22 protein-coding genes are annotated in these 26,891 nt (G+C 71.0%); 9 read left to right on the top strand and 13 right to left on the bottom strand.

The features are described from left to right. Positions 1-96: 96 nt before the first annotated feature. Positions 97-597, top strand: coding sequence for an ATP-binding protein (locus ACTWJ9_RS11530; protein WP_443295657.1), 501 nt, complete (start codon positions 97-99; stop codon positions 595-597). On the opposite strand, the gene ACTWJ9_RS11525 is transcribed toward ACTWJ9_RS11530, so the two are convergent. Continuing rightward, positions 594-1,007 (bottom strand): DUF192 domain-containing protein, encoded by a 414-nt coding sequence (locus ACTWJ9_RS11525; RefSeq protein WP_443295656.1) that lies wholly within the window; start codon positions 1,005-1,007, stop codon positions 594-596. The genes ACTWJ9_RS11530 and ACTWJ9_RS11525 overlap by 4 nt on opposite strands. A 993-nt stretch (positions 1,008-2,000) precedes the next feature. Between ACTWJ9_RS11525 and ACTWJ9_RS11520 the strand changes: the two genes are divergently transcribed. From ACTWJ9_RS11520 to ACTWJ9_RS11495, 6 genes are all read left to right on the top strand, one after another. Continuing rightward, entirely contained in the window at positions 2,001-2,675 is a 675-nt protein-coding gene (locus ACTWJ9_RS11520; protein WP_388703063.1) for a YeeE/YedE family protein, read from the top strand. Beyond that, on the top strand, positions 2,675-3,091 hold the full coding sequence (locus ACTWJ9_RS11515) for a YeeE/YedE thiosulfate transporter family protein (RefSeq protein ID WP_279334166.1): 417 nt from the start codon (positions 2,675-2,677) through the stop codon (positions 3,089-3,091). Before ACTWJ9_RS11520 ends, ACTWJ9_RS11515 begins: the two co-directional genes overlap by 1 nt. Before the next feature lie 666 nt (positions 3,092-3,757). Next, on the top strand, positions 3,758-4,531 hold the full coding sequence (locus ACTWJ9_RS11510; protein WP_279334165.1) for an isoprenyl transferase: 774 nt from the start codon (positions 3,758-3,760) through the stop codon (positions 4,529-4,531). Between the two features lie 291 nt (positions 4,532-4,822). Further along, positions 4,823-6,148 carry a PhoH family protein gene (locus tag ACTWJ9_RS11505; protein ID WP_387040272.1) on the top strand — a complete coding sequence of 442 codons (1,326 nt, stop codon included), beginning with the start codon at positions 4,823-4,825 and terminating at the stop codon, positions 6,146-6,148. A gap of 560 nt (positions 6,149-6,708) precedes the next feature. Then, positions 6,709-7,434 carry a transglycosylase SLT domain-containing protein gene (locus ACTWJ9_RS11500; RefSeq protein WP_279334163.1) on the top strand — a complete coding sequence of 242 codons (726 nt, stop codon included), beginning with the start codon at positions 6,709-6,711 and terminating at the stop codon, positions 7,432-7,434. A gap of 156 nt (positions 7,435-7,590) precedes the next feature. After that, positions 7,591-9,033: an AI-2E family transporter gene (locus ACTWJ9_RS11495; protein WP_443295655.1), complete on the top strand. Its 1,443-nt coding sequence runs from the start codon at positions 7,591-7,593 to the stop codon at positions 9,031-9,033. A gap of 450 nt (positions 9,034-9,483) precedes the next feature. On the opposite strand, the gene ACTWJ9_RS11490 is transcribed toward ACTWJ9_RS11495, so the two are convergent. The 6 genes from ACTWJ9_RS11490 to ACTWJ9_RS11465 form a co-directional block, all read right to left on the bottom strand. Then, positions 9,484-10,017 carry a carboxymuconolactone decarboxylase family protein gene (locus tag ACTWJ9_RS11490; protein ID WP_279334161.1) on the bottom strand — a complete coding sequence of 178 codons (534 nt, stop codon included), beginning with the start codon at positions 10,015-10,017 and terminating at the stop codon, positions 9,484-9,486. 137 nt (positions 10,018-10,154) lie between these two features. Next, the gene (locus ACTWJ9_RS11485) at positions 10,155-12,566 is read right to left on the bottom strand and encodes an ABC transporter permease (protein WP_443295654.1); all 2,412 of its coding nucleotides are present in this window, start codon (positions 12,564-12,566) and stop codon (positions 10,155-10,157) included. Then, entirely contained in the window at positions 12,563-13,252 is a 690-nt protein-coding gene (locus ACTWJ9_RS11480; RefSeq protein ID WP_443295653.1) for an ABC transporter ATP-binding protein, read from the bottom strand. The genes ACTWJ9_RS11485 and ACTWJ9_RS11480 overlap by 4 nt, the downstream gene beginning before the upstream one ends. Next, entirely contained in the window at positions 13,249-13,773 is a 525-nt protein-coding gene (locus tag ACTWJ9_RS11475; RefSeq protein WP_279334159.1) for a PadR family transcriptional regulator, read from the bottom strand. The genes ACTWJ9_RS11480 and ACTWJ9_RS11475 overlap by 4 nt, the downstream gene beginning before the upstream one ends. 105 nt (positions 13,774-13,878) lie before the next feature. Next, the gene (locus tag ACTWJ9_RS11470) at positions 13,879-14,193 is read right to left on the bottom strand and encodes a hypothetical protein (RefSeq protein ID WP_443295652.1); all 315 of its coding nucleotides are present in this window, start codon (positions 14,191-14,193) and stop codon (positions 13,879-13,881) included. Beyond that, complete coding sequence (locus ACTWJ9_RS11465; RefSeq protein WP_279334157.1) at positions 14,190-15,125, bottom strand: SPFH domain-containing protein; 936 nt, start codon at positions 15,123-15,125, stop codon at positions 14,190-14,192. Before ACTWJ9_RS11465 ends, ACTWJ9_RS11470 begins: the two co-directional genes overlap by 4 nt. A 270-nt stretch (positions 15,126-15,395) precedes the next feature. Here ACTWJ9_RS11465 and ACTWJ9_RS11460 point away from each other — a divergent pair, with 270 nt between their 5' ends. Continuing rightward, the gene (locus ACTWJ9_RS11460) at positions 15,396-17,687 is read left to right on the top strand and encodes a transglycosylase domain-containing protein (protein WP_279334156.1); all 2,292 of its coding nucleotides are present in this window, start codon (positions 15,396-15,398) and stop codon (positions 17,685-17,687) included. 108 nt (positions 17,688-17,795) lie between these two features. Here the strand turns inward: ACTWJ9_RS11460 and ACTWJ9_RS11455 are convergent, their stop codons facing one another. The 6 genes from ACTWJ9_RS11455 to ACTWJ9_RS11430 all read right to left on the bottom strand — a co-directional run bounded on the left by ACTWJ9_RS11455 (position 17,796) and on the right by ACTWJ9_RS11430 (position 25,722). Next, complete coding sequence (locus ACTWJ9_RS11455; protein WP_443295651.1) at positions 17,796-19,973, bottom strand: SpoIIE family protein phosphatase; 2,178 nt, start codon at positions 19,971-19,973, stop codon at positions 17,796-17,798. Then, the gene (locus ACTWJ9_RS11450; protein ID WP_279334154.1) at positions 19,955-20,248 is read right to left on the bottom strand and encodes a hypothetical protein; all 294 of its coding nucleotides are present in this window, start codon (positions 20,246-20,248) and stop codon (positions 19,955-19,957) included. The genes ACTWJ9_RS11455 and ACTWJ9_RS11450 overlap by 19 nt, the downstream gene beginning before the upstream one ends. Before the next feature lie 118 nt (positions 20,249-20,366). Beyond that, positions 20,367-21,119, bottom strand: a complete 753-nt coding sequence (gene fomD, locus ACTWJ9_RS11445; RefSeq protein WP_279334153.1) for a cytidylyl-2-hydroxypropylphosphonate hydrolase — start codon at positions 21,117-21,119, stop codon at positions 20,367-20,369. A gap of 105 nt (positions 21,120-21,224) precedes the next feature. Next, the gene (locus ACTWJ9_RS11440; protein WP_443295650.1) at positions 21,225-22,628 is read right to left on the bottom strand and encodes a class II fumarate hydratase; all 1,404 of its coding nucleotides are present in this window, start codon (positions 22,626-22,628) and stop codon (positions 21,225-21,227) included. A 145-nt stretch (positions 22,629-22,773) separates the two neighbouring features. Continuing rightward, complete coding sequence (locus ACTWJ9_RS11435; protein ID WP_443295649.1) at positions 22,774-23,742, bottom strand: M28 family metallopeptidase; 969 nt, start codon at positions 23,740-23,742, stop codon at positions 22,774-22,776. Positions 23,743-24,036: 294 nt separating this feature from the next. Continuing rightward, on the bottom strand, positions 24,037-25,722 hold the full coding sequence (locus ACTWJ9_RS11430; protein WP_387041243.1) for a fumarate hydratase: 1,686 nt from the start codon (positions 25,720-25,722) through the stop codon (positions 24,037-24,039). 233 nt (positions 25,723-25,955) lie between these two features. On the opposite strand from ACTWJ9_RS11430, the gene ACTWJ9_RS11425 reads away from it, so the two are divergent. After that, positions 25,956-26,645: a DUF1707 SHOCT-like domain-containing protein gene (locus ACTWJ9_RS11425; RefSeq protein ID WP_387041240.1), complete on the top strand. Its 690-nt coding sequence runs from the start codon at positions 25,956-25,958 to the stop codon at positions 26,643-26,645. The last annotated feature ends 246 nt before the right edge of the window (positions 26,646-26,891 follow it).

The following is a 26,891-nucleotide window of genomic DNA, read 5'->3' as shown; positions in this document are numbered from 1 at the left end:
CCACCCGTGCCCTCCTGCCCTGGGAGGGGTGTGTCCGCGTCAGGGAGACAAGCCACCGGCCGGAGCCGAATCAGCCGTCATTCCCAGGGAGTTGCCATGCACAAATCCACATCCCTCTGCCCGGTCGAGGCCACTGCCGACCGGCCGACCGCCCCGCCGTCTCCCGACGCCCTCGCCTACAGCTTCACGCTCCCCGCCGCGCCGCAGAGTCCCGCGATCGCCCGCGCCGCGACCCGGACGATCCTGCGGGCCCACGGCCTGGCCGACGTCATGGACGCGGCGGTCCAGGTGGTCGGTGAACTGGCCGCGTGCTCATGCCGGTTGACGCCCGCCGCCGAGGTGTACCTCTCCCTCCGCTACCGGGACGGCACCCTCCGCGTGGTCCTCTACGACGCCCACTCCCGCCACACGCACCCCCGGCTGGCCGCGGCCTGCGACGCACGTCGACGAGCCGCACTGCGGGTACTCGCCTGCGTGGTCAAGGCGTGCTCCGGTGACTGGGGCTTCGGGGACGCGAGGGAACCGGGCGGAGGAACCCGTATGTGGGCGGTGCTCCCCAGGGCGGGGGCGCGGGCGTACGCGGCCGGGGAGCCCTAAAGGCGCCCGCCGTCACCACCCCCGCCGTCACCACCTCCGCCGGCGTCCGGCGACACCGTCACCTGCACTCCGGCGCGCAACCCCCACCCCGCCATCGCCCCCGCCTCGGCCTCGATGACATGCCGCGCCCGGACCCTCGGCAGCCCGAGCCGCCCCGGCGGCATGGTGCGCACGGCGATGACGCAAAGACGCCGGTCGAGGTAGGCGACGTCGATGGGCATGCGCATACGGAAGGTGTGGATGCTGTTGGCGGGGGAGAGGAGCAGCGCGCCGTCGAGGGCATCCCGCCCCAACAGTCCCTTGGTGCGCGCCCGATAGGAGCCGGCGATCTCCAGCGGCACGCGTACGGCAGGCCGGTCGTCGTCGCCGGGGACGACCAACTCCCCACGCCCGTCATACCAGCGCGCCATCACCGACCCACCCCGCCCCTTCGCTCCACCACCGAACGATCAACCGTCCGCACCGAACCTATTCCCGCCAGGCCTCGGAAGTCAGCTCCTGAGCACGTGCGGGACGGGGGGACGGCCGGGGCCGCCCCGGCGGTCACGATGGCCGACTGAGACATTCACACATGCGCCATAAATGACTTCAGTGTTTGCAGCCTCTCCATAAGTGGCCGAATTTCTTCGACGGGAGTGCGATTGTCGGGCCGAATAGTGATCCAAATGACCTCGCCGATGCCCCCGAATGTCCGGACAAGAGAGAGGGGCGAGAGTATTGGTCGCTTCGCGCAACTGGCCGTGTGCTGTCAACTGGTCTGCGGGAAAAGCTTCCTGAAGTTGCCCATGATGCCGGAACAGTGGTTGCATCGCGCCTGAACGTGGCGACGGAAAGTCGAAGTATGGCGCTGCGCCTGCATTCTTGATTCTTTGAGATCGTCGACCGAGCGCAGCCAGGACAAACACCGAGAACGGCAACCGCCCACCCCGAACGGGCGCTGCTTGCCGGTCAGGAGGGAGCGACGTGAGTTGCTCGCACGCCGCAGGATGTCCCCTGTTCCCGCTCCTCAGGGCGAGCTTGCAGGGTTGGCGCGACTACTACTGCGACAGCGTGGGCGAGTGGCACGACTGTGCGCGCTACCAGTTGGCGCTCACCGGCGAGCCCGTGCCCATCAGCCTGCTGCCCAATGGAGCCCGTGCACGGCATCTCGAACCCGTGGCCGACGCGAACGAGCTCGGCATGACGACCCCGAGCCAGGCCCCCCGGCACACCCCGCCGACGGCTCCGGGGAGCGTGCCCCCGTTCGAACCGGTACCCCCGTCGGCCTCCGCCCTGCATGACCAACCGTCACCACGCGCACGGACGCCCCACCCACCGGAGCACGTCGTTCGGCACACGCGGAGAGCCACCCGCCCGAAGCGCGGCTGGTGGGCCCGGTTCGCCGACTGGATGAGAGGCCCCGCATGAGTACCTACTGGCCCTGGTGGGCAGGCGCTGTCGGACTTGCTCTGGTCACCGTCACCTACACCCTCCTCACCGACCGGTCCTTCGGGGTGTCGTCGGCGTGGGACCGCGTGTTGCACTGGCGCAGCGAACGCCGCATCGAGCGGATGGACGAGGAGTTCGCCGACGATCGAGCTCTCGCCGACGCGCTCGCCGCAGCCACCGCGGAGCACTTCGGTACCCGCCCCGGTTCCGGTTCCGGCTCCGGCGTGACCACCTCGCCGCCGGTCGCGTACGGGAAGCCGCAGCCGCTCGAGTCGGACAGCGAGCCGACGCCGAGTGAGAGCCCGTCGGCCGCGAGCCTGCGTCCGGTCCCGCTGGTCACCCAGGCCGCCCTGCTGGTGTCGATTTTCCTCGGCGGACTGATTGCCGCGGTCGCCTCCGGACGGTTCCAGCTCCGCTTCGACATGGGCCCGGGTTTCAAGGACCTGGTCACCGCCGACCCGGCTGCCATGATCGGCCTGCTGTTCCTGGGCGGCGTGCTGGTCGGCTTCGGCACCCGACTGGCCGGCGGGTGCAGCTCCGGCCACGGACTCAGCGGCTGCGGCCGTCTGCGCCCGGTCAGCATCGTGGCGACCGCTGTCTTCTTCGGCACCGCCGTCGCGGTGTCGTTCCTCCTGTGGAAGGTGATCTGATGCGCACCCGGGGCACGATCCTGCTGGCCAACATCATCACCGGACTGGCCCTCGGCTTCACCGTCACCAACATCGGCTTCGGTGACTACGCCGAGCTGAACCGCATGTTCACCTTCCAGGACCTGCGCATGTTCTTCTCCTTCGCGGGCGCCGTCGGGATCATCGTGTGCGTGTTCGCTCTGCTGCGGGTCCGCCGCACCCCGGGGCGCATCCACGCCGGTGTGATCCCCGGCGCGGTGTTGTTCGGTACGGGCTGGGCGATCTCGGGTGGCTGCCCGGCGATCCCGATCGTCCAGGTCGCCAGCGGATACCTGCCCGCCCTGGTCACCCTCGTCGGCGTCGCCGTCGGTATCGGGCTGTGCCGCTGGGCCAACGCCCGGTACTTCCACCTCGACCGCGGCTCCTGCGGACTGTGACCCAGGGCTCCGGCCGACACCGTGTGGTTCGGTTGTGGGCCGTCGGCCGGACTGTGTTCACGTTGTCGACATTCGCGTGGGCAAAGCTGCGCGGGAGGGGTCGCGCAGTGGGGGGGACTGCGCGACCCCTCCCTCACCTTCAGCGTCTCCTGCACCTTCGGCGCCGTCCACTCCTCCGTCCCGCCGCTCCGTCATGGAGGCGGGGTCAAGTGGGCGTTCCCGGTGGGGTCACCCGTGGGAGGGACGGCCGGAAGGGTGGGTGTGGTGGGGTCGGTCGCGGGTGGGGCCGCGCCACGCCGGGCTCGATGTCCGTATATCACCTGTTTCTTCCCGGCGAAACGGCTTCATTTCGGCCGCCGACCTGCCCGGAATGCGGGATTCCATAGCCGTCGGGGCGTCGCCGGGTGGTTTCGGAGAGTAGTTGTTGCCCGCCGATGCGCGCAGCATCACTCACGAAGGGTTATGGTGGAAACCCCCCCTCGGGCCGGTCCGTATCCCCCCCCACGGACCGGCCCGTTTTTCTGGGCCCTCCCCCTACGGGGGTAGGCTTCGCGTCCGGGGGCTGCCAGAGGGACAGGATTCGCCCGCGGCCGAGAGCGTGCCGCATGCCGTGGATCGCTGCGGGTGCCGCTCCTGTCCGATCCGTACGGAGGGGCTGACGATCACGTGAACCTGCGCGACAAGCTGCGCGGCCTACTGGTCAGGTTGTACGCACGCCGGGTGGAAGGCCACCTGGACCCCGCTCAGGTGCCCAAGCACATCGGCGTCATCATGGATGGCAACCGCCGTTGGGCGAAGGCCTCCGGCTCCAGCACCGTCCACGGCCACCGGGCCGGCGCGGACAAGATCGGGGAGTTCCTCGGCTGGTGCACCGAGACCGACGTCGAGGTCGTCACGCTCTGGCTGCTGTCGACGGACAACTTCGACCGGCCGGAGGACGAACTCGTCCCGCTCCTCGGCATCATCGAGGACGTCGTCCGCACCCTCGCCGCCGACGGCCGCTGGCAGGTGCACCATGTCGGCACGCCGGACCTGCTGCCGCCCGCGATGCAGGCCACGCTCAAGGGGGCCGAGGAGGCCACCGCGCAGGTCGACGGCATAGTGGTCAACGTCGCCATCGGGTACGGCGGTCGCCAGGAGATCGCCGACGCGGTGCGCTCCATGATGCTCGAGGCCCACGAGAAGGGCACCTCGATGGAGGAGCTCGCCGAGGCCGTCGACGTCGACATGATCGGGCGTCACCTGTACACCAAGGCCCAGCCCGACCCGGACCTCGTCATCCGTACGAGTGGTGAACAGCGGTTGTCCGGATTCATGCTCTGGCAGACCGCTCACGCGGAGTACTACTTCTGCGAGGTCTTCTGGCCGGCCTTCCGCAAGGTCGACTTTCTGCGGGCCCTGCGCGACTACGCCGCTCGTCACCGGCGTTTCGGCGGCTGAGGCCGTCCCCGCGTAACGGGGAGTTCATCGGGGCGCCGCCGTACGGTCTGGCATGACGGCGATTGTTAGAGGGCATAACTCAGACAGGTCGACACCCGAACCACGGGTGTCGGATCTCAGCGGGCGGCCCGGGGCCGTCCGCCCGGGAGGCCCTTTGCACCAGCCCGACCGTGCGGTCACGGCACGGACGAAGCAGCGGGGGGCCGGTTCTCGGCCCGTGCATCGGCGCCGTCGACCGGTCCAGCTCCGCTCCGTCGCTCCCCGACCTCTTCCGAGGGGGTACGTCCTTCCGTGGTGACCAGCACACAGCGCCACAAGCCCGACCGGCGCACCTATGTCATCGACACCAGCGTTCTGCTGGCCGACCCCAACGCCCTGAGCCGCTTCGACGAGCACGAGGTCGTGCTTCCCGTCGTTGTGGTGACGGAGTTGGAGGCCAAGCGGAACCATCCCGAACTCGGCTACTTCGCCCGGCAGGCGCTGCGCCTGCTCGACGACTACCGGGTGCGGTACGGCCGTCTCGACGCTCCCCTCCCGATCGGGGACCTCGGCGGAACCCTGCGTGTCGAGCTCAACCACTCGGACCCCAGCGTGCTGCCCAGTGGCTACCGCCTGGGGGACAACGACTCCCGCATCCTCGCGGTCGCCCGCAATCTGCAGGCCGAGGGATTCGACGTCACCGTGGTGTCGAAGGACCTCCCGCTCAGGATCAAGGCGTCCTCCGTGGGTCTCCTCGCCGAGGAGTACCGTGCGGAGCTCGCCGTCACGGACGCCTCCGGCTGGACCGGGATGTCCGAACTGAACCTGGCCGCCGAGCAGGTGGACATCCTCTTCGAGGAGGGGCACATCTACGTGCCCGAAGCGGCCGACCTGCCCGTGCACACGGGGCTGACCATCCACTCCGAGCGCGGCAAGGCCCTCGGCCGGGTCACGCCCGAGGGTGACGTCCGTCTGGTGCGCGGCGACCGGGAGGCGTTCGGCATCAAGGGCAGGAGCGCCGAGCAGCGGATCGCGCTCGACCTGCTGCTCGACCCGGACGTGGGAATCCTGTCCCTGGGCGGCCGGGCCGGCACCGGCAAGTCGGCGCTGGCGCTGTGCGCGGGACTGGAGGCGGTGCTGGAGCGCAGGCAGCACCAGAAGGTGATGGTCTTCCGCCCGCTGTACGCGGTGGGCGGGCAGGAGCTCGGCTATCTGCCCGGCAGCGAGGCCGAGAAGATGAGCCCCTGGGCGCAGGCCGTCTTCGACACGCTGTCCGCGGTCACCAGCCGCGAGGTCATCGAGGAGGTCACCGCGCGCGGCATGCTGGAGGTCCTGCCGCTCACGCACATCCGGGGCCGCTCGCTGCACGACGCGTTCGTGATCGTCGACGAGGCGCAGTCACTGGAACGGAACGTACTGCTGACCGTGCTGTCCCGGATCGGCGCCAATTCGCGGGTCGTCCTGACCCACGACGTCGCCCAGCGGGACAACCTCCGGGTGGGCCGGTACGACGGTGTGGTCGCCGTCGTCGAGAAGCTGAAGGGACATCCGCTCTTCGCGCACGTGACCCTGAACCGGTCCGAGAGGTCCCAGATCGCCGCCCTGGTGACCGAGATGCTGGAGGACGGACAGCTCTGACACGTCCACTCCCGATACGTGCCCGATTTGAACCCGATGGGCCGTACGGGTTGTATGGGGCGCTTCGCGGCCTGTCGCTCCCCTTGGTCCGATAGGCCGGGAGGGTTCTTCAAAGGACCCTGTGGGGTGGCTGGACCTTTTTGGCCCCGTCTCCGAACAGGGTTCGACAGCACGGCAGTTGACGCCGTCCGGAAAGGCGAAGAGCCTAGCCGGGCGGCGTCGGCGCGCGTGCGGCTTTCCGGGAATCTCCAAGGGCAAACGAGATGTGAGCTTTCACACGCGCGATGGAATTGCCTCGCGCCTCCGGATTACGGCAGAGTCTCACTCCTGTCAGGCCCCGCATGCGACACAGTCTCACCCCCAGCGGTGAGACGCCACACAGGCACCAGCGCCAACTGCATAGCGTCGTCGTATGCCGCCCGAGCACCACACGGCGCTCCCGTTCGGGAGTTGCCCGTCGGGCCCGTGCCTTCCGTGACCCGAGTTGGGGAGGCCAGTGCCAGGGGGCACGATTGCGTCCGCGAGGGTCACCGAAGCGGTCGATGCTGGAAGGAAACCGTGTGAGCCGGATTTCGGTCCGGGGATTCGCAGTGGCCTCGGCCACGGCGGTCACCGCTGTCGGAAGCGTTGTCGGTGTTGCGTCGGGCAGTACCGCGCAGACCAACGACGACCTCGAAGCGACGGCAGCCGGCGCCACGCTGCTCGCGGACATCCCCGCGGGCCAGCAGGTCCAGGTGCAGACCGCATCCCTGACGCAGCAGGCCGAAACCATGGCCATCGCCGCGGACACGAGTGCCAAGAAGGACGCGGAGGAGGCAGCCCGCAAGGCCGCCGCCGAGACCGCGATCGCCAAGAAGAAGGAAGCCGCCGATCAGGCGGCCAAGGAGGCCCAGGCCGCCAAGGAGGCCAAGGAGCGCGCGGAGGCCGAGAAGGCCGCCAGCCGTTCCAAGACGGCGTCCGCCTCCGCCTCCGACTTCGCGGTCCAGAGCTCGTACACCGTCGCCCAGGTCCAGGCGATGGCCCGGCAGATGATTCCGGCCGACCAGTTCCAGTGCTTCAGCAACATCGTGCAGCGCGAGTCCACCTGGAACTACAAGGCCATGAACCCCTCCTCCGGCGCCTACGGTCTCGTCCAGGCGCTGCCGGCCTCCAAGATGTCCTCGGCCGGCGCCGACTGGCAGACTAACCCGGCCACCCAGATCAAGTGGGGCCTCAACTACATGAACGACCGCTACGACAGCCCCTGCGGCGCCTGGTCGTTCTGGCAGGCCAACCACTGGTACTGAGATCCTTCCGGATCGTGCCGGACCCGCCGTCCCGCGGTCCCGCTCAACCTCGGCAGAGCCCCACACCGTCCTCAAGGTGTGGGGCTCTCGCCCTGTACGGTCGGTGCGACGACTCCAGGGGGAGTGGTGGTGCGCAACGGGGGCAGGGGACGGTTCATGTCACGAGTGCCAGGATGGCTCGGCCGGGTCGGAACCCGACTGACCGAAGCGAGCAGGCGGCTGGAAGAGCGCCGCGCCGAGATGGAACGGGAGAGCCGGGACACTCCGGGGCACGCCGGGACGACCGAGCCGGCCGGACCGGCCGCCGCACCCGCCGACCGGGCCCCCGCGCTGCCCGGCGGCCACACCCCCGCAGCCGATTCCGGACACGCTGTCCCTCCGGCTCCTGTCGTTCCCTCCCGTCCCGACCCCGCCCAGGCCGTGCCGTGGGGCGTACGGGTCGCCGCCGAGGCCGGCTGGCGCCTGCTGGTGCTCGCGGGCACGGTCTGGGTGCTCATGCGGATCATCGGCGCCGTCCAACTGGTGGTGCTGGCCTTCGTCGCCGCGCTGCTGATCACGGCGCTGCTGCAGCCGACGGTGGCCTGGCTGCGGCAGCTCGGGCTGCCGCGCGGCCCGGCCACGGCGCTGACCGCGCTGTTCGGGTTCGTCGTCATCGGCCTCATCGGCTGGTTCGTGACCTGGCAGGTCATGGAGAACATCGACACCCTCTCCGACCAGATCCAGGACGGCATCGACGAGCTGCGCAACTGGCTGCTCAACAGCCCCTTCCACGTCACCGACAAGCAGATCAACGAGATCGCCAAGAACCTGCGTGAGGCGGTCGGCGCCAACACCGAGCAGATCACCTCGGCGGGCCTGGAGGGCGTGACGGTCGTCGTCGAGGCGCTCACCGGCATCCTGCTCGCGGTCTTCTCGACGCTCTTCCTGCTCTACGACGGCAAGCGCATCTGGGAGTGGACGCTGAAGCTGGTGCCCGCCGCCGCCCGCCCGGGTGTCGCCGGGGCGGGGCCGGCCGCCTGGCGGACGCTGACGGCGTATGTGCGCGGCACGGTGGTGGTGGCGCTGATCGACGCGATCTTCATCGGTCTCGGCATCTACTTCCTGAACGTGCCGATGGCGGTGCCGCTCGCCGTCTTCATCTTCCTGTTCTCCTTCATCCCGCTCGTCGGCGCGGTGGTGTCGGGGGCGCTGGCCGTGGTCGTCGCGCTGGTCACCCAGGGCGTGTTCACGGCGGTCATGACGCTGGTGGTGGTCCTGGCGGTGCAGCAGATAGAGGGCCACATCCTCCAGCCGTTCATCCTGGGACGCGCGGTGCGCGTCCATCCGCTCGCGGTGGTACTGGCGGTCGCGACCGGCGGGATGGTGGCCGGGATCGGCGGTGCGGTGGTCGCCGTACCGCTGGTCGCGGTGACGAACACCGTCGTGGGCTATCTGAACGCGTACGCGCGGGAGACGTCCGTACGTCTCGCTCCCAGGCCCCGGGGCGCCACGGCGGTCTCGGCGGCCATGAGCCACCACGGGCCGCCGGTACCGCAGGTGCCCCCGGCGCCTCCGGAGCCGCCGGGTCCGGTGCCGCCGGAGGATCCACGGGGTGGGTAACTGCTCGCCGGGGAGTGCGCACGAGGTCGCGTTAGCTCGATCGTGTGATGGTTCGTTCGTGAGCTTGTGGTGCCCTGGGCCGACTGGGCTAGCGTGAGCGTGCGATCTGGGACGCCGGGTGTGGCGTCAGCGTGCGGGGCCCCCGCTCCACCGGAGTGATGGTTCGGGGCCTCCCCGTCGCCTCTGGCCACACCCATATGGCCAGGTCGTGAGGGAACCGGCCTCCCGGGCCCGGACCACGCACAGGATGCGTGTCGCCGCCCCGGGGTCGAATACGCCGGGGACCAGTGCGCCCAAGACCGTTCGGGGCGTGCGACCGAGTGGGCTCGCTCCTGCTCAGTCTTCAGGAACGGTAGGGCGGGAACGGCACGGTGGTGGTGCGGGACAGCGGGCTCGGACACCTTCGGGGTGACCGGGCCCGCCGGGGAGGGGGAAGGAGGGTCCGCGGAGTCACTCCGCGAGGGCCGCCTCCGCTTCCAGCGTGGCGGCGACGGCCTGGACCACCGCGGCGATCCTGATCGCCTCCTGGACGACCTCGCGTTCGACGCCGGCCTTGCGCAGCACCGACTCGTGCGCGTCGAGGCACAGTCCGCAGCCGTTGACCGCGGAGACCGCGAACGCCCAGAACTCGAAGTCGACCCGGTCGACGCCCGGGTCGCCGAGGACGTTCATCCGCAGGCCCGTGCGCAGGTTGCCGTACTCCTTGTCCGACAGCAGGTGGCGGGTCCGGAAGAAGACGTTGTTCAGCGCCATCACCGAGGCGGTGGTCTTCGCCGCCCGGTACGCCTCGGGCGACAGGACCGCCCGCGCCTCCGGCTCCAGCTCGCGCAGGACGACGGCCGAGCGCGAGGCGATCGCCGTCGACAGCACCGTGCCCCACAGCCGCTGGACCGGCAGGTCCGAGCGGCCGATGGCCGCGTCCAGGTTGAGCGTCAGGTCCCGGGCGTAGTCGGGGAGGCGGGACTTGAGGGACTCGAACGACATGGCGGACACGCTCCTCTGGGCGGCGAAGGCATCCCGGGCTTCCCGGGCCTCCCGTGGGCCGGACGCGTTCCATGCTGCCAGGGGCGGCGGCCGGTCCCGGGCACCCCGTGGCTGCCCGGGACCGGCCGCCGCGCCGGTCACTCCGTGCGGAGGCCGTCCGGGCGCATCATGCGCAGCAGGGGCGGCAGGCTCAGCAGGGTCACCGCCAGGACGACGCCCGCCCCGACGCCGGTCATCTGGAACAGGCTCGCCCAGTCCACCCGTACCGACGTCCCGGTCATCCGCAGCAGGACCGCGCCCAGCGCGACGCCCACCGCCGCGGCCAGCAGCAGCCCCAGACCGATCGGGACGGCCGTCTGCCACAGCACCGACAGGCTCAGCGTGCGCCGCCGGGTGCCGAAGGCGACCAGCGCCGACAGCAGCTTGCGGCGTTCGCGCAACTGCTCCAGCTGGGAGACCAGCAGGCTCACCCCGATCAGCAGCAGGACACAGGCCGCGCCGACGAACAGGCCGGTGCGGATGGTGTCGTAGGAGGAGGAACGCTTGAGGGCGGTCCACCTGGCCGTGTCCGTCAACGGGTCGATCGCGGCGGCCGTGTTGCGCACGTGCTCCATGGCGTACGGCACCGAGTCGTCGACCTCGAGGTAGAGCTCGGCGGAGAGCATGGCCGTCATCCCCGCCGGCACCGCGCCCGGGGTCAGCAGGAAGCCACCGCGCTCATGGCTCGCCGGGTCCGGAATCGACCGGGCCTGCTTGACGCCCCCGGGGACCGCCCAGCGGAAGCCCTTGCCGTAGCCGGAGGCGGTCGAGGGGTCGGACACCTCGAAGTGGAGGTCCTGGCCCGGCCGGTTCAGCACCGCGGTGCCGGTGTCGTACTCGGCGCCCGACACCGCGAACACGTCGCCGTCCTCGCACGAGGGGAACTCCGCCACCGTGCGCAGGGTCGCGCAGTCGGCGACGGTCACGACGGCGACCTCACCCGGCTCCTGCTCCTCCCAGGGCCGTTCGGCGACGTAGCCGTAGGACAGCGCGTAGACCTTGCTCACCCCCTTGGTGTCCGCCAGCCTGTCGGCGGCGGGGGCGAGCTCCTGACCGTCCGGCAGACTCACCTGCGCCTGGGCCAGCGACACGTCGAGCCCGGTGTCCTCGGTGTAGTCACCCTCGACGCCGGCGAACAGCATCTGGAGCGCGATCGCGCCGGCCACCGCCACCGCGATCCCGTTGACCATCCTGGCCGCCGCGCCGCTACTCAACTGCAGGCGGCGTACCGCCAGTTGCCACGACACGCTGCCCTTGCCGAGCCGGGAGACGACCGCCTCCACGATCCACGGAAGCAGCGCGGTGATCCCGATGAGCAGCAGCAGGACACCACCGGCGACCAGGTACTCGTTGAACTCCCCGTTCTCGCGGCCCTGTCCGACCATCGGATAGAGCATCACGACGCCGGCCAGCGGCAGCAGCAGCCGCCACCACAGCCGGCGCCGGGCCGGCCGTGCCGTGCGCACCACGCCCAGCGGTTCGATGACGACCCCGCGCATCGCGAGCAGCGTGACCAGCACCGCGGCGGCCGGAACAGCCACCGCGACCAGCAGCGCCAGCAGCGGCGAGGGGTTCAGATAGCTCGGGAACACGCTGATGCGGAATATCTCGACGGAGGCGGCGACCTCCCGTCCGATCAGGAAGAAGACCGTACCGAGGACCAGTCCGAGCAACGACCCGGCGAGCGCCTCGCCCGCCGCGATCCGCCGGGTGGCCGCGGCGTCGGAGCCGACCAGCCGCAGCGCCGCCAGCCTGCGGTCGCGCCGCTCCCCGCCGAACCGTACGGCGGTCGCGATGAACACGGCGACCGGCGTCAGCAGCACCACGAAGACGACCAGGACCAGGAGCATGAGCACCGGGTCGTTCTCCTCCTCGGAGGCCTGCCCGGCCGGGGTGCCGAAGGTGTCGAGGCGCACCGCCGACGAGTTGATCTCTCCGGCGAGCCCCGCGCCGCCCGCGTAGTAGGCGAGCTCCTGCGAACCGATGAGCCCCTGCTCGCCGATCGTCCCGGTGATGTCGTGCGGCAGCCGCTCACGCAGCAGACCCGTGTCGTCCGATGCGAGCAGGTCCTTCAGCGCGGGGGAGACGATCATCTCGCCGACCGCGGGGAACTTGCTCAGACCCGGCGGCAGCGGGGCCTGGGGGCCCTCCGCCTCAAGAAGCCGGCCGCGGATGTCCTGGTCCCGGAACTCGGTGTCGGTACGCGCGATGAGCAGCGTGTCGTCGGCCTGTGGTACGACCTCCGTGCTGAAGGGCCAGTCGAGCCGCGCCTCCCCCCGCCGGTCCCGCTCCGTCAGTACGCCGGGCAGGGCGGCGGTGAGCAGCAGCAGTGCCACCCCGAGGCCGACGCCGACGCCGGTGAGCAGGGCCCGGACCCATCCCTCCCGTCCGCCGGCCAGGGCGAACCGCAGGCCCATGCCCAGGTCCCGGGCCACGGCACGGAGCTTCGGCTCGGTGCGGGCCGCGGGGACGGCGGGGGCGGTGCGGACCCGCTCCTCGGTCTCGCTCATACGGCGTGCTCCATGTCCCGGGACTTCCCGTCGCGCACGACGATCTCGCGGTCGGAGTACGCGGCGACCCGCGCCTCGTGGGTGACGAGGACGACGGCGGCGTTGGTGGACCGGGCGGCCTCGGTGAGCAGTTCCATCACGCGCTCGCCGTTGAGCGAGTCCAGCGCGCCGGTCGGCTCGTCGGCGAACAGCAGCCGCGGGCCGGTGACCAGCGACCTGGCCACGGCGACCCGCTGGCCCTGACCGCCGGAGACCTCACCGGGCCGCTTCCTGCGCACGTCGTCCACCTCGAGGCGTTCGAGCCAGGACAGGGCGGCCCGTTCGGCCTCCTTGCGGGGCGTGCCGTTCAGCCGCATCGGCAGGGCGACGTTCTCCACGCAGGTCAGCTCCGGCACGAGCTGGCCGAACTGGAAGACGAAGCCGAACTCCGAGCGCCTGAGCCTGCTGCGCTCGGAGTCGTTCATCGCGGTCAGTTCGCGCCCGTCGTACGTGATGGAGCCGGAGTCGGGGGTGACGATCCCGGCGAGGCAGTGCAGCAGGGTCGACTTGCCCGACCCGGAGGGACCCATCACGGCGACCACCTCGCCGGGGTGGATGGAGAACGCGGCGCCGTCCAGCGCGGTGGTCGGACCGTACGCCTTGCGCAGGTCCCGGGCGACGAGCAGGGATCCGGCGGGGATCGTCATCGGGTGACCGCCTCACGGAGCTTGTCGAGGCGCGCGGCGGTGAGTTCCAGCCAGCGCAGATCGGCCTCGAGGTGGAAAAGGGCGTGGTCGCAGATGAGCTGGTCGGCCAGGTCGCCCTGGCGTTTGCGCTCGGTGAGGACGCGCATGCCGCGCAGATGCGCGGAACGCTGCGTGTCGAGGATGTCGGCGGCGTCGCGGCTGGTGAGCAGCGCGAGGACCACCTTGGTGTAGAGCGTCGACTGGAGGTACGGCTCCGGCTTCTCCGGTGTGGCGAGCCAGCGCGCGACGTCGGTGACGCCGGCCTCGGTGATCGCGTACCGCTTGCGCTCGGGGCCGTCGCCGGCCTCGATGCCGTCGACTTCGACGAGCCCGTTCTTCAGCAGGCGGGACATCGTCGAGTAGACCTGGCCGTAGTGCAGCGGCCGGTCGTGACCGAACGTCGCGTCGAAGGCCCGCTTCAGGTCGTAACCGTGGCGGGGGCCGGACTCCAGGAGCCCGAGGAGGGTGTGACCGATGGACATGCGAAGGACTCTACACACGGTGTATACGCTCCGTGTATACACCGCGTGTGCAGAGCGCCGGAGAGGGTGCGGAAGCCCAGGTGGGGGCCCGTTGTCACGGTTCTGTCACTGAGGTGGCGTGGGCCCGGGAGGGGTGTCGCCAGAAGGTTGGGCGGGAGGCTGTGTGCCGGGCGGCTGGGCCGGGGGGCGGCCTCGGCGGGGGAGGGGGCCCGCCTCGCCGGGGAGGCGGCCCGCCTCCGCGAGGGCGCGGCGCAGCAGGAACTCGATCTGCGCGTTGGCCGAGCGCAGCTCGTCGTTGGCCCACCGCGCCAGCGCCTCGTACACCAGCGGGTCCAGCCGCAGCAGCACCTGCTTGCGCTGCTGCTGCGGCCTGCGCCGAGGGGCCTTGCCCTCGGAGGGGGGATCGGAGGGGGTGGTCACTGGTAGAGGGACCCCGTGTTGAGGACCGGCTGCGGGGCGCGGTCGCCGCAGAGCACCACCATCAGGTTGGACACCATCGCGGCCTTGCGCTCGGGGTCCAGCTCCACGATGTCGTGCTCGGTGATCCGGGCCAGTGCCGTCTCGACCATGCCCACGGCGCCCTCCACGATCAGCTGCCGGGCCGCCACGACCGCGCCCGCCTGCTGCCGCTGGAGCATCGCCGAGGCGATCTCGGGCGCGTAGGCGAGGTGGGTGAAGCGGGACTCGATGATCTCGACGCCGGCCGCCTCCACCCGGGCGCGCAGCTCGACCGCGAGCTTCTCGGTGATCTCCTCGGCGTTGCCGCGCAGCGAGAGGCCGTCCTCCTCGTGGGCGTCGTAGGGGTACTCGATGGCGATGTGCCGGACGGCGGCCTCGGTCTGGGTGGAGACGAACTCGACGTAGTCGTCCACCTCGAAGGTGGCCTGCGCGGTGTCCTCCACCCGCCACACCACGACCGAGGCGAGCTCGATGGGGTTGCCGTAGGCGTCGTTCACCTTGAGGACCGCGGTCTCGTGGTTGCGTACGCGGGTCGAGATCTTGGTGCGCGAGGTGAAGGGGTTCACCCAGCGCAGGCCGTCCTGCCGGATCGTGCCCCGGTACCGCCCGAAGAGCTGGACCACGCGGGCCTCGCCCGGCGCCACCATGTTCAGCCCGCACATCGCGAGGAACGCGGCTATGGCGATCAGGATGCCGCTGATGATCAGCAGGGCCTTCAGTCCGTCCCCGGTGACCGCCGCGGCGCTGACGGCCAGCCCGATGCCGAGCAGCAGCCCGGCCAGTCCGAGGATCAGGGCCAGCCCGCCGCCGATGCTGTGCGCCGCCTTCTCCCGTACGCGTGGTGCCGGCATCTCCGGCACCACGGCCGTGACCTGCGCGTCATGTGTGGACATGGGTGTTCCCCCGCCTTTCGGGGCGCCCGCCGCACGGTTTCGTGCCGCTAGCGCCTGCCTATCCAAGTGATATCACTTTAACGGGTCATGGCAACCTTGGCCACCCTTCGCACGTCGGTTCCAGTGGGGCGGGTGCTGATTGTCACGTCCGTAAAGACCGGATCGGCAGCCGTTTGTCATACCTCTCGGTGTTAGCTTGCGGAGTTGACCTGAGTGGCGAATCCGTGTGGCAGTCACGCACACATGAACGAAGCGGAGCAGAGCGGACCCATGGGACGAGCGGAAGAACGACGCGCACGACAGCGCGGGGGGCACCGTGCGGCATCCGAGGGCCGTTCGTCGGGCGGGCAGGGCCAGGGCCGGATACGCCGCCTGTTCACCTGGAGGAAGATCCTCGGCACGTTCTTCGGGCTCTGCCTGCTCGGCATGGGCGCCTTCATCGTGCTGTACATGGTGATCGACATCCCCGAGGGGAACGCCGACGCCCAGGAGCAGAGCAGCGTCTACAAGTACAGCGACGGCTCGATCATGGCCCGCAACGGCAAGGTCAACCGTGAGGTCGTCGACCTGGCGCAGGTTCCCAAGGAGGTCCAGCGGGCCTTCGTCGCCGCCGAGAACAAGACGTTCTACAAGGACGCCGGTGTCGACCTCAAGGGCACCGCGCGCGGACTGCTCAACACCGTCTCCGGCAAGGGCGCGCAAGGCGGTTCGACGATCACCCAGCAGTACGTGAAGAACTACTACCTGACCCAGGACCAGACGGTCTCCCGCAAGTTCAAGGAACTCGTCATCTCCCTGAAGCTGGACCAGGAGAAGTCCAAGGACTACATCCTCGCCGGCTACATGAACACCAGCTACTACGGCCGCGGCGCCTACGGTGTCCAGGCCGCCGCGCAGGCCTACTACGGCGTCGACAGCGAGGACCTCGAGGTCGAGCAGGGCGCCTACCTCGCCGCGCTCCTCCAGGCACCGAGCCAGTACGACTGGGCGGTCGCCTCGGAGACCGGCAAGAAGCTGGTCAAGAACCGCTGGAACTACGTGCTGGACAACATGGTCGAGCAGGGCTGGCTGGACGGTTCCGAGCGGTCCGGCATGGAGTTCCCGGTGCCGGAGAACCCCAAGGGCAACCCGGGCATGGCGGGCCAGACCGGCTACCTGGTGGAGGCGGCCAACAACGCCCTGAAGCGGCAGCTGGTCGCCGAGGGCGCCGTCGAGGACGCCAAGCAGGCCGATGCCCTGGTGGACCTCGGCGGCTGGACCATCACGCTCAACATCGACAAGAAGAAGCAGGCGGCGCTGGAGAAGGCGGTCAAGGCCCAGCTGACCGACAAGCTGGACCCGAAGGCACGCAAGGTCGACGCCGACGTCCAGGCCGGCGCCGTGTCCGTGGACCCGAAGACGGGCGCGGTCGTGGCGATGTACGGCGGCGTGGACTACCTCAAGCACTACATGAACAACGCCACCCGCGCCGACTACCAGCCCGCCTCCACCTTCAAGCCGGTGATCCTGGCCGCCGCGATCGAGGAGCAGGCCGAGACCCAGGACGGCGAGCCGATCACGGCCAACACCGTCTACGACGGCACCAGCAAGCGCCCCGTCGAGGACAACGGCAGGAAGGTCGGGTTCACCCCGGAGAACCAGGGCGACGTCGACTACGGCGACATCACCGTCCAGACGGGCATGAACAAGTCCGTCAACTCCGTCTTCGCGCAGATGGGCGTCGACATCGGGATGGAGAAGGTGATGGAGACCGCCGGCAAGCTCGGCATGAACGTCGAGAAGCTGGAGGCGGTGCCCGCCCAGACCCTGGGCTCGATGGGCGCGAGCCCGCTGGAGATGGCCGGCGTCTACGCCACTCTCGACAACCACGGCAAGAAGACCACCCCGACGATCCTGAAGTCGGCGGAGCACCTCGACCGCACCGTCACCGTCCCGGACGCGGTCGGCGAGCAGGTCATCAGCCGCGAGGCCGCCGACACCGTGACCTCGGTCCTGACCGGCGTGGTCGACGACGGCACGGCCCGCGCGGCCGTCCGGGAGCATCCGCTGCGCGCCGGCCAGCAGGTCGCCGGCAAGACCGGTACCTCCGACAACAACAAGTCGGCGTGGTTCGCCGGCTACACCCCCGACCTGGTCACCACGGTCGGTCTGTTCGGCGAGGACGACAAGCCCCCGCACCCGCAGGTCGAGATGTACGGCGCGGGCGGCGAGGAGCGGGTCAACGGCGGTGGCTTCCCGGCGCAGATCTGGTCCGCGTACACCTTCGGCGTGATGGAGAAGACCAGCAGGTTCGACCTGGAGACCAGCCAGGGCGCGGCCGTCAAGCCGCCCCCGTCGCCGTCGTCCTCCAGCCCGACGCCGTCGGACACCCCGACCGAGGAGCCGACGACGGAGGCGCCCACCACCGAGCCCCCGACCGAGGAGCCGACGACGGAGGCGCCCACCACCGAGCCCCCGACCGAGGAGCCGACGACCGAGGCGCCGACGTCTCCGCCCTTCACCCCGCCGACGATCGAGGTCCCGGAGGACTCGGGCAAGCCGACGGACCGCGCGGAGGAGTAGACGGGACGAGGAAGAGGTGGGGGGCACCCGGTGACAACACCGGGTGCCCCCCACCTCTTCGGGCTTCTTCGGGTCTTTTCGGGCCTCTTCGTGCCCTACGGCCGTCGTTCAGCCGCCGTGGTTCAGTTCGAACCACACCACCTTGCCGGTGCTCAGCCGGGTCGCGCCCCAGCGCCGGGCCAGCCGGTTGACCAGGTACAGGCCGCGCCCGCCCTCGTCCGTGGCGCGCGCCTGCCGGAGCCGGGGCAGCTGCGGCACGTCGTCACCGACCTCGCAGCGCAGGACGTCCGTCCGCAGCAGCCGCAGGGTCACCGGCCGCGTGGCGTACCGCACCGCGTTGGTCACCACCTCGCTGACCAGCAGCTCCACCGAATCGGTCAGCTCCTCCAGACCCCACCGGGACAGCGCCTTGCGGGCGAGGCGGCGGGCCCGGCCGGGAGCGGCGTCCTCCGGCTCCAGGAACCAGTAGGCCACATCGCTCGGCGCGATCCCGTCGAAGCGGGCGGCGAGCAGCGCGATGTCGTCGTCCCGGTCGCCCGGACCGAGCATGTCGAGCACCTCGTCGCACAGCGCCTCCAGCGGCGGCGGATGATCCGGACCGGTCAGCTGCGCGGTCGCGGCGAGCTTGTCGCGCAACTGGTCGATGCCGGTCCACACGTCCCGCAGCCGCGACTCGACCAGCCCGTCGGTGTAGAGCAGCAGCGTCGCCCCGGCGGGAGCCTCCAGCTCCACGGCCTCGAAGTCCACGCCGCCGACCCCGATCGGGGCACCCGCGGGCACCCGCAGCACCTCGGCCCGGCCGCCCAGGGGCAGCAGGATGGGCGGCGGATGACCGGCGTTGGCGATGGTGATGCGGTGCGCGACCGGGTCGTACACCGCGTACAGGCAGGTCGCCATGCGGTCCGCGCCGAGCCGCTGCGCCTGCTCGTCCAGGTGGTGCAGCACCTCCTGCGGAGGCAGGTCGAGCCCGGCCAGGGTCTGGGCGGTGGTGCGCAGTTGACCCATGATCGCGGCGGAGGTCATGGAGTGCCCCATGACGTCGCCGACCACCAGCGCGACCCTGCTGCCGGGCAGCGGGATGGCGTCGTACCAGTCGCCGCCCACCCGCGCGGTCTCCGCGGCCGGGAGGTAGCGGGAGGCCAGCCGCACACCGGTGCAGCGCGGCAGGTTCTCCGGCAGCATGGTGCGCTGCAACTCGTCGGCGATGTACGCCTCCCGCCCGTACAGCACCGCCTTGTCGATGCCGAGGGCGCTGTGCGTGGCGAGCTGGGCGGCGACCAGCAGGTCGTCGGCCTCGAAGGCGGTGCGCTCGGGGCCGCGCAGGAACAGGGCCGCGCCGATCACCCGGCGCCGGCCGCGCAGCGGCGCGAGGATCGCCCGCTGCCCGTCGGGCACGGCCGACCCGCCCTGCTCGCCGAGGAGTTCGGGCAGCGCGGCCCGGGCGGCGGGCGCGTCCGTGAACACCGGCCGTACGCCGCGCAGCACTTCGGCGAGCGCGCTGCCGGGCCGCACCGTGCACCGCTCCGCGCCGACCGAGTCCAGCGCGGACGGCTCGGGCGGGACGGCCGGCACGAACCCGTTCTCGGTGTCGCGGGCGACCGGGATCCGGTCGCTGCGACGCAGCCGCAGCACCAGCGGACCGGTGGGCCGCTCGTCGCCGACCGGCAGCGGCTCGCGCAGATAGACCAGGATCGTGTCGGCGAAGGTGGGCACGGTGGCCCGGCACAGCCCCATGACGATCTCTTCGAGATCGATGCCGCGGGCGATCCGCCGGGTCGCGGCGCCGACGAACCTCAGCCGGTCACCGTCCCGCCGCATCGGCGTGGGCCGCCCGGGGGACGTCACCTGCCCGGTGCGCCGCTCCAGCCCGTCGGGGAGCCGCGCGGAGCGGTCCTGCGACGGGGGGGTCTGGGCCGGGCCGTCCGATGCCGGGCCGGCCGGCGCGTCGGGCCGGTGGTCCCGTTCTCCGGGGGCTCCGGGGGCTCCGGGGGTTCCGGGGGTTCCGGACTCCCCGGCCGGCTGGTGCGGGATGCCCTCGGGCGTGGGCCGGGGCCGGTGCGCGTCCGGTTCGGCGTCCTGCCCGGCGCCCGGCTGGGAGTGCTCGGCGGCGGGTCCGCCCGCCGGGCCCGACGCCGATGCCGAGGGTGGCGTTGACGACGATGTCATGCCCGGCCCGTGAGTCGGTGTCGAGGCGGGCAGGAGCGCCCCGCGGGCATCCGCGGGGGTGACGCCCGGTTCCGGGCGCTCGTAGGAGGTCGGCTGCTCCGTCACGCGTGTCGAGTCCATCCGTCCGGGGCCATGTCCCTGTCCTCGCCGTACTCGTAGCACTTGTTGTACCCGAAGTACTCGGGGTGCCCGTGGTACTCGCAGTACTCGTGTTCCCGCCTGCCCCGTGAGGGAACGGGCAGGGGCGTACGCCGTGCGCGCGGTGCGTCCCGCCGGAACTCCGATACCCGGATCGGGTGGCCCCGGAACGGAACTCCCGCGTGGTCGGAGGTCGTTCCTGTGCCGCCCGCCGACCGTCCCCGGCCCGCACCGGTGGTGCCGTACCCCTCGCTCACGTCCTGCCGCCCCTCGGTGACGCCCGGTCAAGCCCAGCGCGTGTTACGGAAGTTACTGCCGCTCCGTGCCTTGCGGAGGACGATCCTACGTTTCTTGCCCCGGGGTGCATCAAGAGTCTCATGACGACAGATGCGCGGGAGTGTGATCCCAGTCCGGTGGCAGTGACGGTACCGTCCAGGCCGGATCCGGGCGCCAGTTCTGCCAGCCGTCCGAGAACGGCGCACCCCACCGGGCGATCACGTCCACCGCGTCCCGGCCGGCCTGGCGCACCCTTCCGGCCAGGGCGGCGTCCACGAGCCCGTCCCGCTGGGCCTGGACGAACTCGTCCTCGTCACGCCAGTGCCAACTGCGGTCGGGGTGAACGGAGATGTCCAGGAAGTGGTCCTCGGAGTCCACCCCGCCCGCCCAGCGGGCCAGCGGCTCCTCCAGGTTCACGTACCAGTTCTTGAACCGCCAGCCCGTGTCCCAGAACAGCCACACCGACCAGGGGTCGCCGGGCCGGGCCAGCTTCAGCACACCGGTCCCGGACCAGCGGTCGTGCCGCACCGTACGGGGCTTGGTGTACCGGGTGGGGAGCGGTTCCCGGTGCACGGGCGTACCGTCGGCGAGCACCGGCTTCACGCACTCGGTGCCGGGCGCCATCCACACGGCGAGCAGTTCCGGATCGTCGCGTACGACCGTGACGGGGCGCGCGATGTGGATGTGCGCGCCGCCGTTCTCCCGGTAACGCCACAGCACCTGCGTCCCGGGCGCCCAACGGCCCGCGGGACCGCCGGAGCCCTTCGGGGTGCTCGCCGCGGCGCCCGCCGCTCCGTCCGGGTGCCGCGGGCCGCCCGCTCTCCCGTGTCCTGTCGCTCCGCCCTCTGCCATGGGCAGATATTAGGTGCCCATGGCACCTGACGCTGCGGTCCCCGTCACGGTTCACCCGTGCGGCAGGGCGAGGACGTGACGGGACACACGTCTGAGCCGCACGGTTCAGGGGCGCGTCATCCGCAGGACGTCCAGGGCCTCGTCGAGCTGCTCCAGGGTGAGGTCGCCGCGCTCGACGTACCCGCTCTCCAGGACCACCTGGCGGATGGTCCTCCGCTCCGCCAGTGCCTTCTTGGCGACCTTCGCGGCCTCCTCGTAGCCGATGTACCTGTTGAGCGGGGTGACCACGGAGGGGGAGGACTCGGCGTACTCGCGGGCCCGCTCGCGGTCGGCGACGATCCCGTCGACGGTACGGTCGGCGAGCAGCCGGGAGGCGTTGGCGAGCAGCCGGATCGACTCCAGGACGTTCTTCGCGATGACCGGCAGCATCACGTTGAGTTCGAAGTTGCCGGAGGCGCCCGCGGTGGCGACCGCCGCGTCGTTGCCCATGACCTGCGCGCAGACCATGAGGACGGCCTCCGGGACGACCGGGTTGACCTTGCCGGGCATGATCGAGGAGCCGGGCTGCAGATCGGGCAGGGCGATCTCGGCGAGGCCGGTGCGGGGGCCGGAGGCCATCCAGCGCAGATCGTTGGTGATCTTCGTCAGCCCGACGGCGATCGTGCGCAGCTGACCGCTGGTCTCCACGATCCCGTCCCGGGCGCCCTGCGCCTCGAAGTGGTCGCGGGCCTCGGTCAGCGGCAGCCCGGTGACCCGGGCGACCTCCGCGATGACGGCGGCCGAGAATCCGGGCGGGGTGTTGATGCCGGTGCCGACGGCGGTTCCGCCCAGGGGCAGTTCGGCCAGCCGGGGCAGGGAGGCGTGCAGCCGTTCCACCCCGTACCGCATCTGGGCGGCGTACCCGCCGAACTCCTGCCCCAGCGTCACGGGCGTGGCGTCCATGAGGTGCGTCCGCCCGGACTTCACCACGTCGGCGAACTCCTCGGCCTTGCGCTCCAGCGAGGCCGCGAGGTGCTCCAGGGCCGGCATCAGGTCCCGGGTGACGGCGGCGGTGGCGGCGATGTGGATCGAGGACGGGAAGACGTCGTTGGACGACTGGGAGGCGTTGACGTGGTCGTTGGGGTGCACGGCCCGCCCGAGCCGCTCGGTCGCCAGGGTGGCGATGACCTCGTTGGTGTTCATGTTGGACGAGGTGCCCGAGCCGGTCTGGAACACGTCGACCGGGAAGTGCTCGTCCCAGGTGCCCTCGGCGACCTCGGCGGCCGCCGTGCCGATCGCCCCGGCGATCTCCTCGTCCAGCACCCCGAGGTCCGCGTTCACCTTCGCGGCGGCGCCCTTGATCCGGGCGAGGGCCTCGATGTGGGCGCGTTCGAGGCGCTGCCCGGAGACGGGGAAGTTCTCCACGGCCCGCTGCGTCTGCGCCCGCCACTTGGCGTCGGCCGGTACCTTCACCTCTCCCATGGAGTCGTGCTCGATGCGGTGGTGCCGGTTGTCGTCCGTGGTCGTCATCGTCGTACCTCCGAAGATCACAGCAGTGGCGCGGGCCGGGGGTATTCCCGCCGTCCCCCTGCCAGCATCGCGCGCGGGCACCCGGAACGGACTCCGCCCCGCCGCGCGGGGGCGGCGGGGCGGAGTACCGGGTGGGGGACCGGCGTCAGGAGACGGCCTGCTGCCAGAGGGTGTGGGCGATGCCGTCGGCCGCGTGGTTCAGGCCGGTGGTGTTGACGTTGGTGAGGGTGTCGCAGGACCGGTGGTAGCAGGGGTCGTAGGCGGAACCGGCCGTGCCGCCCCATTTGGCGGCCTGGGCGGTTGTCTTGCGGGCACTGGCGCCCATCGCGTAGCCGGAGGTGGGGATGCCGGCCTGCTGGAAGGGGTAGTCGTCGCTGCGCCCCGCGCCCTCGGTGTTCTCCTCGGGCCGCAGGCCCAGCGCGTCCCAGTACGCCTTCATCGGCGCGGCGGCCGAGGTGGTGATGCGGTTGATGAAGTAGCCGCCGTTGGTCGAGGCGACCATGTCGAAGTTGTAGTACGCCCGGATCTGGGAGCGCTGGGTGGAGGACAGCGAACGGACGTAGAACTTCGAGCCGTTGAGGCCCTGCTCCTCGTCGGTCCACCAGGCGAAGCGGACCCGGTTGCGCATGGCCGGGTTCTGCTGGGCCAGGGTCAGGGCGTTCTCCAGGAGCGCGGCCGAGCCGGAACCGTTGTCGTTCATGCCGGGGCCCGCCGAGACGCCGTCGAGGTGGGCGCCGAACAGGTAGACGTTGTTCGCGTCGCCCCGCGGCCACTCGGCGATCAGGTTGGGGCCCGCTCCGCTGGTGCAGCCGGAGGTGCAGGCCTGCTCGGTGACGGTGTAACCGGCCGCCTGCAGCTTGCCCTTCACGTAGGCGACGGAGTCGCGGTACCCCTGGGTGGTGGAGCGGCGGTTGCCGCCGTTGCGGCCGGCGATGGCGCTGAGTTCGCTCAGGTGCGCCCGCACTTTCGTCACGTCGACGTCGGGCGCGGCGAGCGCCTCCACGGCGGGGGCGGAGGGGCTCGTGTCCGCGGGAGCGGCGGCCGCGGCGGGGAGTGTTCCGCAGCCGAGCACGACGGCGAGGGAGAAGCTCGCCACGGCGAATCGTCGTCTCACACTGTCTCCTTCGGGAAGTGGCCGTGGGGTGGGCCACAGGGAGTCCGACATGGCGCGTGCATGTCAGATTGGCGAGAAGACTCACAGCGGAGGTTGAAGGAGTCAACGGAAGCGGGGCCCGCGCGGGCAGGTTGTCCAAAAAAAGAACACGGCGTCCGCTATCCGGGCATGCGGAACCCCGTGGCGGCCCTCACGGGCGTTTCCGGGGCCGGAGGGGGTTCGGGGTGCGGCCCGGGGGCCGGAAAGGGGAAGGGGCGGCGGGAGCCGAAGCCCTCGACCGCCGCCCCCGGGGCGCTACGCCAGCCCGGGTCCCCGCACCGGGATCGTCGTGAACGTCGGGGCCGGCGCCGGGTCCTGGAAGAAGTCGTTGCCCTTGTCGTCGACGACCACGAACGCCGGGAAGTCCTCGACCTCGATCTTCCAGACCGCCTCCATGCCGAGCTCCTCGTACTCCAGGACCTCGACCTTCTTGATGCAGTCCTGGGCGAGCCGGGCGGCCGGGCCGCCGATCGAGCCGAGGTAGAAGCCGCCGTGCGCCTCGCACGCGTCGGTGACCTGCTTGCTGCGGTTGCCCTTGGCCAGCATCACCCTGGAGCCGCCGGCCGCCTGGAACTGCTCGACGTAGGAGTCCATGCGGCCGGCCGTCGTCGGGCCGAAGGAGCCGGACGCGTAACCCTCGGGCGTCTTGGCCGGACCGGCGTAGTACACCGGGTGGTCCTTGAGGTATTGCGGCATCCCCTCGCCCGCGTCCAGCCGCTCCTTGATCTTGGCGTGCGCGATGTCGCGGGCCACCACCAGCGGGCCGGTGAGCGAGAGCCGGGTCTTGACCGGGTACTTGGTGAGCTCCGCCAGGATGGCGTCCATCGGCTGGTTCAGGTCGACCTCGACGACGTCCGGGTTGCCGGCGTCCGACTCCAGCTGCTCGTCCGTGGTCTCGGGCAGGAACCGCGCGGGGTCCTTCTCCAACTGCTCCAGGAAGACGCCCTCGGCGGTGATCTTCGCGACGGCCTGGCGGTCGGCGGAGCAGGAGACGGCGATGGCGACCGGGCAGGACGCGCCGTGCCGCGGCAGGCGGACCACGCGCACGTCGTGGCAGAAGTACTTGCCGCCGAACTGCGCGCCGATGCCGATCTTCTGCGTCAGCTCGAAGACCTTCTCCTCCAGCTCCTTGTCCCGGAAGCCCTGGCCCAGCGGGGAGCCCTCGGCCGGGATCTCGTCGAGGTAGTGCGCGGAGGCGTACTTCGCGGTCTTCAGCGCGTACTCGGCGGACGTACCGCCGACGACGATCGCCAGGTGGTACGGCGGGCAGGCGGCCGTACCGAGCGAACGGATCTTCTCCTCCAGGAACTTCATCATGGAGGCCTCGTTCAGGACGGCCTTGGTCTCCTGGTAGAGGAAGCTCTTGTTGGCCGAGCCGCCGCCCTTGGCCATGAACAGGAACTTGTAGGCGTCGCCGTCGGTGGCGTAGAGCTCGATCTGGGCGGGGAGGTTGGAGCCGGTGTTCTTCTCCTCCCACATGGTCAGCGGCGCCAGCTGGGAGTAGCGCAGGTTGAGCTTCCGGTAGGCGTCGTAGATGCCCCGGGACAGGGCCTCCTCGTCGCCGCCCCGGGTGAGGACGTTCTGGCCGCGCTTGCCCATGACGATCGCGGTGCCGGTGTCCTGGCACATGGGGAGCACGCCGGCCGCCGAGATGTTGGCGTTCTTCAGCAGGTCCAGGGCGACGAACTTGTCGTTGGACGAGGCCTCGGGGTCGTCGATGATGCGGCGCAGCTGGGTGAGGTGCGCGGGGCGCAGGTAGTGCTGGATGTCGCGGACGGCCTCTTCGGCGAGCTTGCGCAGCGCCTCGGGCTCCACCTTGAGGAAGGTCCGCCCGTCGGCCTCGAAGGTGGAGACACCTTCGGAGGTCACCAGCCGGTAGGGGGTGGTGTCCTCTCCCATGGGGAGCAGATCGGCGTACTCGAACTCAGGCATCTCGCCCATTCCTCACTCGACAGACGGCCGCCCGCCTCCGTCGGCGGGCGCTCACCAGCGTATGGCCTGTCGCCGCGGGTGGGCTTGTGAGGTTGTCCTCAGTGGTTCCCGAGGCTCCCGGCGGGTTCTCGCGGGGGGCGTGGGGGGGCGCGGGGCGGGTTTCCGACGGCTTCCGGACGCGTTCACGAGTAGTTCCCGACAGGGGCTGGTCGCGATCTATCGCGTTTGGGTACGCTGCTGTCGTGGACCTTCAGAAGCACGCCCAGCCCCGGGACGGCGCCGCGCCGGCCGCCGACCTGCGCGTCTCGGACGCGGACCGTGACCGCGTCGCCGACCTCCTGCGCGAGGCCCTCGCGGAGGGACGGCTGACCGCCGACGAGCACGCGGAGCGTGTCGAGGGCGTGCTGGCCGCCAAGACGGCGGGCGAGCTCGAGGTGTTCGTCCGGGACCTGCCGGCCGCCCATCAGGGGCGCGTGGCCCACGCCTCGGCGCCGAGCCGCCCCACCGCCGGCGCCATCCCGGTGGACCCCGACGAGAACGTGGTGGCGGTCTTCAGTTCCGCCACCCGCAAGGGCCGCTGGCGGGCCGGCCGCCGCATCCATGTGTACGCGGTCTTCGGCAACGTCGAGATAGACCTCAGCGAGGCGCTCTTCGACCACCAGCAGGTCGTGATCAAGGCCTTCTCGGTCTTCGGCAACGTCGAGGTCCGCGTCCCGCAGAACGTGTCGCTGCGCGGCATGGGCGGTGGCGTGCTCGGCAACTTCGAGGTGGCCTCGCTGGACGCGGAGGACCCCGAGGCCCCGGTGGTCTACGTGGACGGCTGGGCGGTGCTGGGCAATGTCGAGGCGCGGCCCAAGCGGGGCAAGCTGGTGGCGGACATCCTCGACCGGGTGCAGCGCTCGGTGGACAAGCGCAGGGGCCTGGACCACTGACGTTCTGCGGCTCCGGCGTGCTGCCGCTCCGATGGCCCGGCGCTCTGTCGCCCTGCTGCCCCGGAGCCCTGTTGCCCCGGCGTTCTGTTGCCCCGGCGTTCTGATGCTCCGCTGCTCGTGTGGCGGGCTGATGCCCCGGTGCTCGTACGGCGGGGTGGGCAGAGGTGCGGCGTCCGCGGGGTGCGGAGGCGGTCCGTGCCGAATTCCGGTGCCGGAAGCGGCGGTTCGGAACTCAGTGCATAGGCG

Source organism: Streptomyces sp. GDS52 (genome assembly GCF_052246875.1).
GTDB lineage: Bacteria > Actinomycetota > Actinomycetes > Streptomycetales > Streptomycetaceae > Streptomyces > Streptomyces cathayae.
The sequence above is the reverse complement of the archived record's forward strand: the minus strand, read 5'-3'. Positions and strand labels throughout refer to the sequence as shown.

What these genes read in the sequence shown, in the direction of transcription:
- ACTWJ9_RS11530 (WP_443295657.1), top strand. Translation starts at nt 97, where the DNA reads ATGCACAAATCCACATCCCTCTGCCCGGTCGAGGCCACTGCCGACCGG.
- ACTWJ9_RS11525 (WP_443295656.1), bottom strand. Translation starts at nt 1,007, where the DNA reads ATGGCGCGCTGGTATGACGGGCGTGGGGAGTTGGTCGTCCCCGGCGAC.
- ACTWJ9_RS11520 (WP_388703063.1), top strand. Translation starts at nt 2,001, where the DNA reads ATGAGTACCTACTGGCCCTGGTGGGCAGGCGCTGTCGGACTTGCTCTG.
- ACTWJ9_RS11515 (WP_279334166.1), top strand. Translation starts at nt 2,675, where the DNA reads ATGCGCACCCGGGGCACGATCCTGCTGGCCAACATCATCACCGGACTG.
- ACTWJ9_RS11495 (WP_443295655.1), top strand. Translation starts at nt 7,591, where the DNA reads ATGTCACGAGTGCCAGGATGGCTCGGCCGGGTCGGAACCCGACTGACC.
- ACTWJ9_RS11490 (WP_279334161.1), bottom strand. Translation starts at nt 10,017, where the DNA reads ATGTCGTTCGAGTCCCTCAAGTCCCGCCTCCCCGACTACGCCCGGGAC.
- ACTWJ9_RS11485 (WP_443295654.1), bottom strand. Translation starts at nt 12,566, where the DNA reads ATGAGCGAGACCGAGGAGCGGGTCCGCACCGCCCCCGCCGTCCCCGCG.
- ACTWJ9_RS11480 (WP_443295653.1), bottom strand. Translation starts at nt 13,252, where the DNA reads ATGACGATCCCCGCCGGATCCCTGCTCGTCGCCCGGGACCTGCGCAAG.
- ACTWJ9_RS11475 (WP_279334159.1), bottom strand. Translation starts at nt 13,773, where the DNA reads ATGTCCATCGGTCACACCCTCCTCGGGCTCCTGGAGTCCGGCCCCCGC.
- ACTWJ9_RS11465 (WP_279334157.1), bottom strand. Translation starts at nt 15,125, where the DNA reads ATGTCCACACATGACGCGCAGGTCACGGCCGTGGTGCCGGAGATGCCG.
- ACTWJ9_RS11460 (WP_279334156.1), top strand. Translation starts at nt 15,396, where the DNA reads ATGGGACGAGCGGAAGAACGACGCGCACGACAGCGCGGGGGGCACCGT.
- ACTWJ9_RS11455 (WP_443295651.1), bottom strand. Translation starts at nt 19,973, where the DNA reads ATGGACTCGACACGCGTGACGGAGCAGCCGACCTCCTACGAGCGCCCG.
- fomD (WP_279334153.1), bottom strand. Translation starts at nt 21,119, where the DNA reads ATGGCAGAGGGCGGAGCGACAGGACACGGGAGAGCGGGCGGCCCGCGG.
- ACTWJ9_RS11440 (WP_443295650.1), bottom strand. Translation starts at nt 22,628, where the DNA reads ATGACGACCACGGACGACAACCGGCACCACCGCATCGAGCACGACTCC.
- ACTWJ9_RS11430 (WP_387041243.1), bottom strand. Translation starts at nt 25,722, where the DNA reads ATGGGCGAGATGCCTGAGTTCGAGTACGCCGATCTGCTCCCCATGGGA.